The sequence below is a fragment of the Kitasatospora albolonga genome, assembly GCA_002082585.1.
Classification (GTDB): Bacteria; Actinomycetota; Actinomycetes; order Streptomycetales; family Streptomycetaceae; genus Streptomyces; species Streptomyces stephensoniae.
Map to the genome: position 1 here is coordinate 3,903,368 of CP020563.1, position 13,996 is coordinate 3,917,363.

The window sequence follows — 13,996 nt, forward strand, 5'->3', positions numbered from 1 at the left end:
AAGCTCTGGAGCATCGCCGTCGGCGGTGCGGCGGTGGTCACCGCGGCCGGGGTGGTCGTCAGCATGGCGACAGGCAGCCCTCCGGCCACGACTCCCTCAACATCGGCACCCGCTCACCCGGCTCCGCAGACGAGCGGCGGAAGCGTGCGCGAGTTGCACGGCGTTCCTGTCGGCTACCCGCACACTCGCTCCGGCGCCAAGGCGGCGGCGGCCAACTACACCACAGTCAGCGGCAGTTCCCGGTTCCTCACGGACAAGGACGCTCGGCACCGAGCGGTGGCCGTGATGGCAGCCAAGGACACGGCCGGATTGGCGGTGAAGAAGGCTGACCTCGCGGCCAAGAACGCGGCCGCCTCTCTGCGGGGTGATGCCTCCAAGTTCTCCGCCAAGGAGACCGTCGCGCGTACCGGTGTCCTCTCGGCTCGTGTCCTGGGCTTCGATGCCCACGACGCGATGGTGCGGCTGTGGACGACGACGGTTCGCGGCAGCGCGGCCGGGCACGCGACGCCGCAGACGGGTTTCCGGTCGGTGACGGTCACGCTCACGTGGGAGTCCAACGACTGGAAGATGAAGGACAGTTCAACCTCGAACGGGCTGGTCGCACCGATCGATGTGCGGCAGGCGTCCAACGTGCCGGGTGCCTTCTCCGACTACGTTTCGGCTGCCGCAGAAGACCCCGTGCTCAGCGGTGCCGTCAACCAGAGCGGATTTCCAGCCCGGTACGGACACAACGAGCGGGGCGCGCGCGCCGCCGCTGTCAGCGCCACCATGCTCTACGGCGACGCCCGGTTCTTCACCGATGAGAACTGGCGGCACCGGATGCTGGCGGCCACCACCGCGTCGAGCGTGCTGCACTCGGTCACCGAGGAGACCGACTCGACGGCTCGTCTGGTCGTGGAGAACCGGGGGGTCGGCGCAGACGGAACAACTGCCGACGGCAGCGAACTGATCACGCGGACTGCGGCGCTCGCCACCCGTGCAATCTCATACTCCGACCAGGCCGCGAGCATCGAGCTGTGGACGGCGTCGGTGGGCGGCGTCGCCGGGAAGGACGAGACTCAGCGCCCGCAGGTCGCCTTTCTGCGGATGACCGTGGATCTGGTCTGGGAGGGCGGCACCTGGAGGACGACGGCCGTCACGCCGTCCGATCCGCTCGTGCCGTCGCCGCCGGCCATGCAGGAGGCGGCCCCGGCCGACAGCTTCGCGGTCGTGGGAGGTGCCAGCAATGCGCCTGCGACTGCGTGAGGATGCCCCCGGCCTGTTGACCATCGAACGTGGGGCTCCGAGCCGTTGGCGCCGCCGCCTCCAGACGGTGGCAATGATCAACGCGGCCATCGGGTTTGTGTTCGTGCCCTGGGCGGTGGCCAACCCCTTCTGCTACATCCCGATGGTTTGCGAGGCAAAAGAGGCCATTGATTTCGTCAAGGACCCGTTGGGTTTCTTGTTGCAGAAATTGACGGAGTCAAATATTTGGTTCTTGCGCAAGATGCTGGAACTAATGCAGAACACCACGAAGATCGACCTCACGAGCCCCGGCTTCCTGAAGCAGTACGCGATCATTTTCGCTGCCTCCAGCCTGCTCACCGTGGCCCTGTGGTTGGTCGCAGTAGCCAAGCGAGCAGTCCGCGGAGTTGCCGTGACCACCGCCGTCGGCGAGGCCATCGGCTTCCTGCTCCTCCAATTCGTGGTCAACGCCATGACACCGGGCGCAATTGCACTGCTGATGAAGGCAATTGATGAGGTCACGGCCGTCTTCGAGCCGTACGCGACGTCGAATTTCGCGCCATTTCTGGAGAACATCCTCAAGGTCATGGCCGCGAACCCCACCGAGGGCGTGGGGCAGCTGCTGGTCGTCAACCTCATCATGCTGTGCGGAGCACTGCTGATGTGGATCGAGCTGCTGATCCGCAGCGCGGCGATCTACGTGGCTGTCGCGCTTGGGCCCATCGTCAACTCCGCAATCGTCGACAAGGATCTCTGGGGTAAGTCGAAGAAGTGGTTTGGGGCCCTCTTCGCCATCGGCCTCTCGAAGCCGGTCCTCTTCGCCCTGCTGGGCCTCGGCGGCGCAATCCTCAGCGACACCTCGGGGAGCATGTCCGACACGGTCTCCAAGACCCTGGTGGGCGCACTAATTCTCCTGCTCGCCGTCTTCGCGAGCGCCACACTTTATAAGTGGGTGCCCGCCTTCGGCGACGAGATGGCCAGCCTCCACCACGACCGGAAGAGTGCCCAGTCCTCCGGCCCGGCCGCCGCGATCGACGGCCCCGGCCAGCACGCCAACAGGGCAATGGGCGCACACGTGCAGGACTCCCTGGTGGGCGGCTCCAAGTCCGCCAGCGCCAAGACCGCGGGCGCGAAAATGGGCGGCGGAACCGCTGTGGCCGGACCGGTCGCCGCAGGGGCTGCCGTTGCCAAGGCCGGCGTCGACATGGCGAAGAACAAGGCCACCAGTTCGCCGGGCGCGCAGGGCACCGAGGCCGCGGGCGGCAGTACGCCCGAACAGTCCGGCGGCCAGCAGAGCAGTGACGACACCGTCGGTACGGCGGGTGCAACTGCCGCTGCTCGTCCCCAGGGAGCGACCTCCGGCCCGGTCGTCAGCTCTGGCTCTTCTCCGGACTGGTCCTCGGCCGGTGATCACGCCTCGGCCGGACGACCGCCGGGAGCCGCCGCCGCTCCGAGCACGGTTCAGCTGCCCTCGCCGCCGTCATCCTGCCCGACTCCGCCCGCCTCTCCCTCTTCCGCCTCAGGAACCACGTCGGGCTCCGGGCCCTCTGTCACGCCCCCGCCACCGTCGCGGCCCTCGGGCGGCCAGGCACCCGGACGACCGAAGCCCAGCAAGGATCAGTGACACCACATGTCGACTCGTACGTATCAGTTCGGAAAGCACCGCCCCACAGGGCTGGTGGGCCGCCGGGATCTCGGCGAGCAAATCGTCCTCGGCGGCGGCGCCGTCACCGGCATCCTGCTCGGCTACCTCTTCAACGGCGCGACGGCCCTCGCAGCAGCGTTCCTTGTCCTGCCGATCATGGTCGCCCTGGCCTTCGTGTATGTGCCCTACCGGCCCAAGGGCACGTCCCAGCGGCGGACGCTGTACCGCTGGTGGAGGATCAACCGCTACTACCGGGCGGCTCTTCGCCGCACCGGCGGTGTGTGGGTATCCCCGGCCGTCGAGGCGGGTGTGCGCCGGGACGGCACCCCGCCGGACGCCGCCCTGACCGAGCCGGAGGGCATCACGGGCATGACCTGGGTGCCGACCACCGTCCGCGGGCAGCAGGCCGTTGTGGTCCTCCAGCCGGAAGCCGGATGCGTCACGGCCACCCTGGAGGTCGCTTCTCCTGGCCTCGGTGGCAAGGATGCCGGGGAGCAGGTCGTCGCCCTGGAGCGCTGGGGCGAACTTCTCGACGCCTTCGGCAACCTTGAAGAACACCCGGTCAAGAGGGTCCAGGTCATCGCCCGGCAGATGAAGTCGGACCCCTACGCGCACGAGGCGTTCATTGCGCAACGCGACCAGTCGGCCGCGACGGCGAACGCGCCGCAGTGGCTGAAGGACTCGTACGACCTGCTGGCCAACGCGGTGTCCACCTCCGCGGAGGAACACCGCTACTACATCACCCTTCACGCCCGGTTCACCCGCGACCTCGCGGCCGAAGGTGCCGCCCGCGGTACAGGTGACGAAGGGATCGCTGCCGCGATGGCCTCGTACCTGGACGAGCTGTGGTCCCGTGCGGAAGACGCCGACCTCTCTGTGGTCGCCCCCCTGGACGAAGGCCGGATGACGGCTTTCATCCGCAACGCGTACGACCCGGACTTCCCCATCTGGGACACCGACCTTCCGAGGACGCATGCCTTCCCCCGGAACATCGATGTCCGCGACGGTGCCCACGTCGCCTCTCGCGCGGCAGGCTCCACCGATAGCTGGTACCACGCCACGGCCGCCGTCGTCGACTGGCCGAATGCACCCGTCGGCCCCGACTTCCTGTCGCCTCTGCTGACAATGCCCGACATCGTCAGAACTTTCGCGATCACGCAGCAGCTCGAACCCAACGACAAGGCTGTGGAACGCATGCTCGCGGAGGAGACGAACAGCGAGGCCGAGATGGACCGCGACCGTAAACGCGGCAAGAACATCGACCCGCGCGACCAGATCGCAGCCACCGCCACGGGATCACGGGGCATGGCCCTGGCTTCTTCGCGCGCGGCCGGCTCCGCCGTCGTCGGCTACATCACCGTCTCCGCGCGCAGTGCCGAGGAACTGGAGCGCACGAAGCGCACCACCGCTTCCCGCGCCCGCAACGCGCACCTGCGGATCGAATGGCTTGACCTGGAGCACGCTCGCGCCTTCGCCACGACTCTGCCCCTCGCCGGGGGCATCAAGTGACTGATCTGCTCGACCTCGCTCCGCTGTCCCCGATGTACGAGACGGTGCGTCGTCCCCTCTACACGGAGACGACCACCAGTCAGGCCCTCTACCTGCCGATCGCGCCGCCGGCGCTCGGCAGCGCGGGCGCGATCATCGGCCGGGAGCTGTACTCCGGGAAGGCTTTCGTTTACTGCCCTTTCTCGGCGTTCGGTGACGGCCTCCCCGGTGGCAACATGATCGTTCTGGGCGACACCGGCCAAGGAAAGTCGGCCCTGACCAAGACGTACGCCGCACGGCAGATTCGCCTCGGTCGACAGGTGGTCGTTCTCGACACCAAGGAACAGAAAGAGCGGGAGGAAGGCGAGTGGGCCGCGCTCGGCCGCTCGCTCACCGGCAAGGCCCCGGTGAAGTTCGTCCCCGGCGGTGGCCGCGGTGCCGCGTGCCTCAACCCGATGGACCCGGCCATCGCGGGCAAGCGGCAGGTCGAGCTGGTGCGGACGATCGTGGAACTCGGTCTCGGGAAGCCTCTGGGAGAGTTCGCCGGCTCGGCCTTGCGGATCGCGATCCGCAGGGCTCGCCAGCGGGCGGGCGAACTCGGCCGCGCCCCGGTCCTGGCCGACGTCGCCGCCGCGCTGCGGTCACCGGAAGAGTCCGACGCGACGGCCAAGAAGCGTACGCAGGACGAACTGCTCGGCGATGGCCTGGAGACGTCATACGTCTTGGACCGGCTCTGCGGAAGCGAGCAGGACGCGACCGGCGACCTCACCGGCATGCTCGACGGCCCGACCAGCCTCGGCGTGGACCTCGGCGCCGACATGATCGTTTTCGACCTGACCAAGGTCCCGTCCGGCGGCGTGGCCATGACCATCCTGGTCGCCGTGATCTCGGTCTTCCTCGAAGAGGTCTGGCTGCGCCCGCTGTGCGAGTGCGGGACGGAACCGGGACAGCACGACCGCATCGTGGTCGACGCGGACTCCGGGGCCTGGGAGCTGGGGCCGAACCCCGGCTCCGGCTGCCGCCGCTACACGCAGCGCAAGCGCATCCTCGTCTGCGAGGAAGCCTGGCACATCCTCGGGACTCCCCAACTCGCTTCGTTGCTTGAGAAGTTCTTGAAATTCGCGCGGGGATATGGGCTGAGCTGCATCTTCATCGTCCATCACCTGTCCGACATTGACGACAGCCCGGAGACCCAAGCGGCGCTGAAGATGGCCGACACCATCGTGATCTACAGGCAGAAAAAGGCCGAGGCGGAAGCGACGGTGGCCCGGCTGGGCCTGCCGTCCTGGACAGCCGAGCACATCATGCGTCTGCGCCGCGGAATCGCGCTGTGGAAGGTCGGCGAAGTGGTCTACCCCGGGGTTCAGCACCTCCTGGTCGAGGCCGAGCAGCATCTCTGCTTCTCCTCCGGCTCGATGACCGACCTGACCACTGCCTTGCCGGACGCGGCGTGAACGCGTACCGCCACCTCTCTGCCGCCGACCCCTTCCACACAGATTCGGAACGAGCCCCCTTCATGCCCGTCACCACGGACCACACCACGCTCACCGCCGACGAACGCGCAGTTCGTCAGGACATCGACCAGCTGCACGCCGAAGCTCTCGACCTCGCCCGACGCACGAAGGAACTGGCCCTCGTCCTGGACCACGGCGACTACTCCCCGGTCGGGGGGCGGGTGCGTACGGCCGTGACCCACATCTGGCGAGCTGCCGAGGACCTGCACAGCGCCTTCCACATCGCGCCCCCGCGCTGTGCCGGCCCCAACGTTTCGCTGTCGCGGCTGTGTGGCCGGCGAATGCGCTATCTGGCTGCTCGCGTCGCCCGGAGGGCGGAGTAATGGACATCATGCCCGGCGGGATTTCCCTGGTCCTGTACGCCGTGACAGTCGTGTGCGCGGTGGCCCTGGTCACGGTCTGGGTCCTGCTGAACCGAAGTCGACGCAACGCTGGATTCGCAAGCAGGAGCCAGTTGAAGCGCCAGTTGTCGGCCAAGGCGGTCGTACGAGCCACCGAAATCCGCCCCTCCCTCACCAGCGGCGACGTCCACCGCAGCCGTGCAGCCGGGGTGAGCTTCACGAAAGACGGCTCCGCCGCTCGCTGACCCCTTCTCTTCCTCTTCGCCCACCCCGTTCCGGAGCACGTCATGCACCACCCCGACGATCCTTACGATTTCGGCTACTCTCTGGGTACCTCGCAACGCCCGACGGGCGTCGAGCTGTTCTCCCGCGCGGATAAAGCGTGCAGGGTCATTGGCCCCATGGGCAGCGGAAAGACTCTGCGATTCTTCGCACCGCTCATCCGCCGCTGGGCCGGGCCGGTCCTGGCCACCTCGACCAAGCCGGACCTAGTTGAACTGACCCTCGACGCACGGCGACGGGATGAACGTCCCGTCGCGGTCTTCGACCCGCAGAACATCGCTCCGAGCCTCCCGAAGTTCCGATGGACGCCGATCAACGGCGCATCCGAAACGGAAGTGGCGATGATGAGGGCCAAGGCGTTTGTCGCGGGCTCGCGCACCCCCAACAGCGCCGCGCAGTCCAGCGAAGGCAGCGCCTTCTACAAAGGGCAGGCGTCCAAGATCCTCGCCGCCTACCTCCATGCCGCCGCCCTCGACGGTGCCACCCTCGACTGGGTACTGAGGTGGGCACGCAAGCTCGACCCGGCACCCCTAGGAATCCTCGACTCCCACCCGGGCGCCGGACCTGGCTGGGCGGACATGCTCCGCACGGCCATCACGGGCGACAGCCGCACCGTCGGCAACACCGCCTCGACCCTCGACGCGGCTCTCGAACCCTTCATGCACCAGTCGGTGATCAACGCCCTCCAGGGAGAGGAGGACCCCACGGACTTCGGCGCGTTCCTTGACGCCGGGGGCACCCTCTACTTGCTCGGCAAGGACTCGGAGGTGAACAGTGTCGCGCCGCTCACCACGGCGCTCGCCGAAGATCTTCTGGATCAAGCGGAGGCACACGCCCTCGCCTCCCCGGCCGGGCGACTCGACCCCGCTCTCCTCGCGGGCTTGGACGAGGCACCGAACATCGCGCCGATCCCCAGCTTGCGCCAACGCGTGGCCGACGGTCGGGGCCGTGGCATCACGGTCGTCTACGGGCTCCAGGCGTGGGCATCCGCCCGCGCCCGCTTCGGCGAAGACACAGCGAAGGAACTGGCGGCCTTCACCAACAACGTCGTCGTCTTCAGTGGGGATAAAGATCCCGACTTCCTCAAGGACATGTCCGACCTCTGTGGTCAGGTCGAGCGCGAGCACACGACGAAGACCACCTCCGGCGGAGACCGTGGCGGCCACTCGACCGCCACGCACATGGCCCTCGAACCCGTACTGCGGGGAGACGAGATCAGGCGCCTGCCCGAGGGCCACGCCCTGGTCCTCGCGGACAACCTGCCGCCGGTCATCACTCGGCTCGACGGCATGTGGACCTGGAACTCCTGGGCCGAGATCAAGAGCAACGTCCGCGACCTGCGGGCCGCCAACGAAGCCGAGCGGACCCGGCGGGCGACCGAGAAGAGGGACCAGGCCAAGGCACACGCGGCGGCGTGGGCCGGCCGTGAAGGAGCTGCTGTCGCATGACCGAGACCCTGACCCACTTCGAGCCGTTCCCCGAGCCGCCCGCACTGATCCTGGAGTACATCGCGGAACGGAGCACGGAAGACTCCGTGGCAGCCGACGGTCCCGCCCCATGGGACCTCGGCGCCCTGTCCGCCGAGTTGATCGAGCCGATGCCCGCCTGGCTCGACTCCGTGTGCCGCTGGCTGAACCAGTCGTACGCCTGGCAGCCGCAGGACGTCATCCCGCCCTGCTGGGCGAAGCACGAGGGTCTGGCGTACGAGATCGCGGCCCTGGCCTTCGCCCGGGGCGACGCGTACGCGGGGGCAGGCTCGTCCGTGATCTGGCACGAGCAGTACGACCGCTTCCTCACCCGCATGAACAAGACACTGGGCAAGGCCGGAGACGAATGCCGCGTCGGCAAGCACGACGGGCGGCCCGCGCGTTTCCAGCTCACGACCTGGCCCACGGCCAGCGGCGAGACGACCGAGTCTGCCCGGCAGGTCAAGGGGATGGCCGGATGATGGCGGACCCGAGCATGGTCTTCTCGACGGACCCCCGTCGCGGGCTGGTGGCACGAAGCGGCTGGGAGCAGGAAGAAGCCCGGACTGTCCTTCGCGATCTCGGTTGGGAGTGGGTGGAGGAACTGCACGCCCTCGTCCCGCCGGACGACGTGCCGAAAGCCGAGGCTGGTCTCCAGGCAGTGGGGGAACTGCACCTGCACGGGCACCGAACCGGTTACGTCGTGGGGGCGTACGGCACAATGCGGCTGACCCTGGATCGCGCGGAACAGGTGTTCACCGTGGCCGTCGAGCGGCAGACACCCCGAGCTGGACTCCCCGCAGATGAAGCACCGGAGAAAACCTCAACGACGAGCAAGCGGCCATCGGTGTACGGCAGCACGGTTGGCCCGGAGCATCCTGATCTTGCCGAGCCAGACGCTCCCGCCGTCTCACCGCACAGCCGCTAACTAGGTCTCTGCTGAACCCGGTTGCCTCATTGAGGCGAGACCTCGTCACGGATGCCGCCGATCAAAGGATGCCCTTCCACGACCATGGCCGCGGACCGGATCGACCGCGCAGACAGTCGATCCGGTGCTGCGCCTGACTCCTCCACTCCGAATTGCTGGCTGCGTGCTGCGCCGCGTACGTCACCATCCGCAGCTCACGGGCGCGCGCGAGGATGGGATAGCCCTCCCACGCCGTCACATCATGTCCGTAGACCGCACAGAACTGGTCGTACTCGCGACTGCTGACGGCTCCGGTGGTCTTCGCGCGCACGGCGGTGGACACGAGGTCCCACTCCGGGGGCCCCACCGAGAAGCGCTCCAGGTCCATCATCAGGACCTCGTCGGCCGTACGGACGATGTTGCCGGGCCAGGCGTCGCCGTGCACAGCCCGGTCGGGAAGACCTGCCGGCCGATCGGCCCAGGCCGCTACGAGGTCCCGGTGAAGGGCGTGCAGCCACTCCTTGTCGTCGTCACGGATCGTGGTGGCCGCTTGCAACCGTTCATCGACCCGGACGAAGGGGTCGAGGTACCCCAGCTCGATCGCCGGGATGGGCAAGGAGTGCAACTGCGAGAGGAGTTGAGCAACATCCTCAACGGAGCCGTGCTCCTGGGGCGGAAGCTCCTCCCAGAAGGTCACCGGTCGACCGGCTGCGTCGACCGGCTGCTCAACGTCGACCAGGCGAACGGCCGGAATGTTCTCCTGCGCGAGCCAACGCGCAACGCGCACCTCGCGGGCCGCCGCATCACTCTGCCCCTCCCGTGCGATCCGCACGATCACCCGTTGATGAGGCAACCGCCAAATCTGGTTCTCGGCCAGACGCAGCGGTTCCGCCCCCTCGGAGTCCAGACCGATCGCGGAACATGCCTGTTCCAGGACCTTTCTCACAGGCGCGGCTGCCGAAGAAGTCATGCGGAAACCGTAGCGGCGATCCGATCCCGCAGCGCCGAAGCCTCCTGAATAGTCCGGTGCTTCGATGCGAAGCGACCGAGCTGCCGCAGATCGTCGACCGCTCGCCGGGAGGTGAGTCGGCCGACCTCGTTCAGGGCATCGTGGCCGAGCGCCGCCGCTTGGTGGGGATCACCCTTGGCCATGAGCAGGGAGGCAAGCTTCGTCCGCGAGATCGCACGAGACCGTTTGTAGGCATCCGTGTGTCCCTTCACCGCCGTACCGAATCGGCGGGCCGCTCGGCCCGGGTCCTGTCCGGCAAGGATGGCGAGATCAAACAGCGCGTGAGCCGTGTCCCCGTTGTGTTGCGCTGTGTCGTAGTAGGTCATCCAGGGCGAATCTTCGGCGGGCCGGGCACGGGTGAACGCTTCATCCGCTGCACCGACGGCCGCCATCGTGTCGCGGACGTTGCCCATCTTGCCGAAGGCTCTGGCCCTTGCCGTGTGAAGCATTGCCTGCTCGGTCGCCGTAAGGCGGTCGGAACGCACAAGTCCCTTCTCGGCGTAGGTGAGACCGTCGTCGGGGGCTCCGATCCACACAGCTTGCCGAGCAAGGAACGAGTACGTCTTTGCCCGCAGATGCCAGTCGCCGGCCTCCTCCGCGCAGTCCGCTGCGAACCGGAATGTCTGGGTGGCTTCATCGTGGTGGTAGGCGTCGAAGGCCGAAGCGCCGACCACGATCCCGAGTCGCGATACAGCGGCGAACAGGTCGGTTCGTAGGTGCTCGGGAAACTGGGCTTGCAGCAGGCCGGCTGACCACTGCATCGCTCGGGCGGCTACGTCACGCACCACGCCACCGCCGCCCAGCTCGTTGTCCATACCGCTGATGGAGGTGGCCACGGCCAAGACCTGGTCGACGTGGCTCGGGTTGACATGTGCCGGGAGAGACAGTTCCGCGGGGGCGAAGACGTCGGTGAAGTTGAGAGGGGCTATGGCGGCGAGGCCGCCGATCTGGAGGAACGAGCGTCGAATCACGGGCTCCTGGCTCCCAGGGCGAAGAGTTGGTTCGTCTCTGCCCAGGATGCGGCCTGTCGACGCCTGCGTGGGTCCCTCCCCCCGGCGCGTGGAAGCCTTATCGGCATCAGCCCGTTTTCTATCGGCATCGCGGTTGCCGAAGACCATCGGCCACGCGCGGTCGAGGAGCCCTCCCGTGCCGAGGGCATCATCGAGCCGCTGAACTACATCGCGGCGACAGCTCGGGTACTTGCCCTTCTCGATCGCCAAGATCATGTCGTCGCTGACCTGCACTAACCGCCCCAACGCCTTGGCAGACAGCCCTTGTTCCAAGCGCAGTCTGCGCAGCTCGTTCCCGAACCACTCCTGGGGGGATGCCCCGGGATCGAGCTGTTTCATTGGCTGCGGCATGTCCTGCCCCCGAAGTCGTTGATGCCGAACTCTTCACCTCTCGGCATCAGGCTCTGCACGTTCTCGGTGCGCTCTGCCTAAATGGTTGCTGATCGGTTCCACTCCAGTACACACGGCAACCCACCCCTGCTGAAGGGGTTCTGGCAGAACGGAGGAAGCAGCGATGGAACTACTCCTCGACACCCGCGAGCGGGGAGCTTCTGTTCGAGCCACGTCCAGGAGCGTGGACAGTCAACTCGACATGAGTTTCAACGTCCGGGCTGAAGACCTGGGTACCGTGCGGGACATCGTCGCTGCGCACCTTTGCTGGTGGCGCGTCGACAACGGCATCGCGTTCCGCATGCTGACCGTGGTCAACGAACTGCTCACCAACGTCTTGCAGCACACCTCCGCGGACGCCGACGGGTGCCGGATGGCCAGCCTGCTCCTCCAGAAGATGCCGGACGGCGTCACCGCCATCGTTCGCGACCAGGACCGCTGTCCGCCGGTGTACTCGTCGCCGGACCCTCTGGCCGAAGAGGGGCGCGGGCTGATGCTGCTTCGTGCCCTGGCCGACGACACGTCCGTGTCCATGACTTCGGCGGGCAAGGACGTGTGGGTCTTCATAGGCAACCCAGAGCCCTCCGAGCACTTCTAGCCCCCACGGCCGGCACTTGGCCTTGTCCAGGAGTTCCCGATGTCCCTCACCGTTCTGGTTCCGGAGAACGACGTGGTTCCTCCGCCGCCCGACGCGCCCCGCCGTGCAACGAAGTGGACCCCTCCACTCGACGCAGAGGGCTTGTGGTCCGTCCTGGAACGGATCAAGAACTGGAAGCCGCTCGATCTGGAGAAGGTCTTTGACGACCTCGACACGGCAATCGGCAACCAGCCGCCGCCCATCGCGACGACCGGCGACCTGATTGACCGCCTCTGCGGTCATCTGAAGCAGCTGAGCGACATCGCCGTCGCGGACAAGCAGTACCCGCCCTCCGCGGAAATGGTCCAGCTCGTTGAACGCGGTCTCCCCCTGCGGGAGAAGTGTGTGCCAGCGGACTACCAGCAGGCCGTCGGCCTCGCTCGTCGTCTGGCTTTCGTTACCTCCGACCTGGTCGAAGAGCTGATCGAGGCTCGCTACATCAAGGGGGCGGAGTGACGCACGCCCCCAGCTCCGTTCGGCACCCGGCCGTGACCGCCACCGCGATGGCCCTCCCGCGCGACACGTACGACTTCGGCAATCTCCCCGTGCTCCGCGCCCCGCAGCACCACGAAGGCGCCGGGCAAGGCGTACACCACCAGCTTCGAGAGGGCGGAAGGCCGTCATGACCGTCACAAGCGAGAAGAGCACGTCGTCGGCTGACTGCTATCAGGAGCTCAGGACGCAGCTGGGCCTCCTGCAACGGACCACGCGAGTGGTCGAGTTCGGACCCGCTTCAGATTTCAGCCGCGTCTGCGAGACGGTGCGGGCCATCGTCGCACCGTGGATTCCCCTCGCTGAGCGCCGGTTCGGCGAGGCGCAGGGCTCGCCGACAGCGAGCAATCGTTGGCGGCAGGCGATCGATGCCGCGCGCCGGGTCAACGGCGATCCTCCCCGGACGGAGGCCGACTTCTTAGACGCGTCCTCTGCCTCCCGTGCGCTGCTGCGCATGCTGATGGAGGCGGAGAGGCCAGGGCCCGGGGTCGCCGAGATCGCGGCCCGGTTGCGGGAGGGTATTGCGGCCGAGGTCTACCTGCCCGGCAGTGTGCTGCCTGCGGCGCGGATCACGGCAGAGTTCGGCTGTTCCCCCGCGTCGATCGTTCGCGTGCTTCTCGCCATGCGCGACTTGGAGAGCGAAGGCGCGGTGGTCCTCCGGGCCGACCGCGCCCGGGTCGCCGGACGCAGGGCGCCCGTCGACCGTCCTGGGCAGATCGCTGACTGGCTCCGCCACCTCATCAAGGCAGGCGTCTACCCGCCTTGCATGACCCTGCCGGCTCTGACGGTGCTCTCGCGCGCCCTCGCGTCCGCAGCGGTAGACGTCACACGGGCGCTGGGCATCCTGGAGGGTGAGGGGGTCCTCATCCGCCGGACGGGAGTCCGCCCCAGGGTCCGCCCCGCACTGCCGTTCCCCGTCTCGCCGCCCCCCTCCGTGGAAGCCTTGCTCACCCGGCTCGACGTGGTCGCGCCCTCCGACGCCGACCTCAGCACCTACGGTATCGGGGAGGCATGCCGACGCGCCCACACGTGGTGGAGCCATCGCATGAACCCGCCCCAGTCCGCATTGGACAGCGCTACCGGGGCCTTGACAGCCGCAGTCGCACACCTGGTCCCGCTGGTGATGGCACAGCACTCGGACGGGTACGTCGACGCAGTCGTGCGGCGGGCTGCGGTCTCGGCGCTCGCCCCGCCGCCGGGCCCCGAGGCCCGGCTCTGGCGTACGGCCTGCCTCAGTGCCGCGGTGCGTGACCTGCTGCACCTCTCCGAACCGCCTGTGACAGCGTCCGCAGGGGCGAGGACCGCGTGTGACCACATCCCGCCCTGCCCCAGCGCTGACAGCACGGACTGGGAAGCCGCGCGGGTCGTGGGGCGGGATGACGGTGTCGGGTCGGCGCGGCTGTGCAACGGCAGCGTCCTGTTCGAGGACGGCGGAGGGCTCCTGCCCGACGGGAAGATCCTCCAGCCGCCCGGGCTCGCACACGCCGGACGGGCGTCGTGACGGCGGCCGTGACGAAGGAGTCGCCGGGCTTCTGGCGTGGGGGCCGCGTGCCGTGGATCGCTCCGTGGACGGGTGAGAAGGCCCGGCGCG

Annotated in this window: 14 protein-coding genes; 12 read left to right on the forward strand and 2 right to left on the reverse strand. The window is 67.9% G+C overall.

Annotated features, from left to right (window positions below; translation table 11 throughout):
* The first annotated feature begins 144 nt into the window (after positions 1-144).
* The 9 genes from B7C62_16940 (at position 145) to B7C62_16980 (ending at position 8,888) form a co-directional block, all read left to right on the forward strand.
* Complete coding sequence (locus tag B7C62_16940; GenBank protein ARF73763.1) at positions 145-1,245, forward strand: hypothetical protein; 1,101 nt, start codon at positions 145-147, stop codon at positions 1,243-1,245.
* Between the two features lie 67 nt (positions 1,246-1,312).
* Positions 1,313-2,848: a hypothetical protein gene (locus B7C62_16945; GenBank protein ID ARF77213.1), complete on the forward strand. Its 1,536-nt coding sequence runs from the start codon at positions 1,313-1,315 to the stop codon at positions 2,846-2,848.
* A 54-nt stretch (positions 2,849-2,902) separates the two neighbouring features.
* Entirely contained in the window at positions 2,903-4,378 is a 1,476-nt protein-coding gene (locus B7C62_16950; GenBank protein ARF73764.1) for a hypothetical protein, read from the forward strand.
* Positions 4,375-5,811, forward strand: coding sequence for an ATP/GTP-binding protein (locus B7C62_16955; protein ID ARF73765.1), 1,437 nt, complete (start codon positions 4,375-4,377; stop codon positions 5,809-5,811). The genes B7C62_16950 and B7C62_16955 overlap by 4 nt, the downstream gene beginning before the upstream one ends.
* Entirely contained in the window at positions 5,808-6,194 is a 387-nt protein-coding gene (locus B7C62_16960; protein ARF73766.1) for a hypothetical protein, read from the forward strand. The genes B7C62_16955 and B7C62_16960 overlap by 4 nt, the downstream gene beginning before the upstream one ends.
* Positions 6,194-6,457: a hypothetical protein gene (locus B7C62_16965; GenBank protein ID ARF73767.1), complete on the forward strand. Its 264-nt coding sequence runs from the start codon at positions 6,194-6,196 to the stop codon at positions 6,455-6,457. Before B7C62_16960 ends, B7C62_16965 begins: the two co-directional genes overlap by 1 nt.
* 42 nt (positions 6,458-6,499) lie before the next feature.
* Positions 6,500-7,942 (forward strand): conjugal transfer protein TraG, encoded by a 1,443-nt coding sequence (locus B7C62_16970; protein ARF73768.1) that lies wholly within the window; start codon positions 6,500-6,502, stop codon positions 7,940-7,942.
* Complete coding sequence (locus tag B7C62_16975) at positions 7,939-8,442, forward strand: hypothetical protein (protein ID ARF73769.1); 504 nt, start codon at positions 7,939-7,941, stop codon at positions 8,440-8,442. The genes B7C62_16970 and B7C62_16975 overlap by 4 nt, the downstream gene beginning before the upstream one ends.
* On the forward strand, positions 8,439-8,888 hold the full coding sequence (locus tag B7C62_16980) for a hypothetical protein (protein ARF73770.1): 450 nt from the start codon (positions 8,439-8,441) through the stop codon (positions 8,886-8,888). The genes B7C62_16975 and B7C62_16980 overlap by 4 nt, the downstream gene beginning before the upstream one ends.
* Positions 8,889-8,949: 61 nt before the next feature.
* Here the strand turns inward: B7C62_16980 and B7C62_16985 are convergent, their stop codons facing one another.
* Complete coding sequence (locus B7C62_16985) at positions 8,950-9,837, reverse strand: aminoglycoside phosphotransferase (protein ARF73771.1); 888 nt, start codon at positions 9,835-9,837, stop codon at positions 8,950-8,952.
* A complete protein-coding gene (locus B7C62_16990; protein ARF73772.1) occupies positions 9,834-11,237 on the reverse strand; it encodes a hypothetical protein in 1,404 nt (467 codons plus the stop codon). Before B7C62_16990 ends, B7C62_16985 begins: the two co-directional genes overlap by 4 nt.
* Positions 11,238-11,400: 163 nt before the next feature.
* Between B7C62_16990 and B7C62_16995 the strand changes: the two genes are divergently transcribed.
* The 3 genes from B7C62_16995 (at position 11,401) to B7C62_17005 (ending at position 13,906) form a co-directional block, all read left to right on the forward strand.
* Entirely contained in the window at positions 11,401-11,874 is a 474-nt protein-coding gene (locus B7C62_16995) for a hypothetical protein (protein ARF73773.1), read from the forward strand.
* Positions 11,875-11,913: 39 nt separating this feature from the next.
* Positions 11,914-12,369: a hypothetical protein gene (locus B7C62_17000; protein ARF73774.1), complete on the forward strand. Its 456-nt coding sequence runs from the start codon at positions 11,914-11,916 to the stop codon at positions 12,367-12,369.
* 166 nt (positions 12,370-12,535) lie between these two features.
* Positions 12,536-13,906, forward strand: a complete 1,371-nt coding sequence (locus B7C62_17005) for a hypothetical protein (GenBank protein ARF73775.1) — start codon at positions 12,536-12,538, stop codon at positions 13,904-13,906.
* Positions 13,907-13,996: the final 90 nt, after the last annotated feature.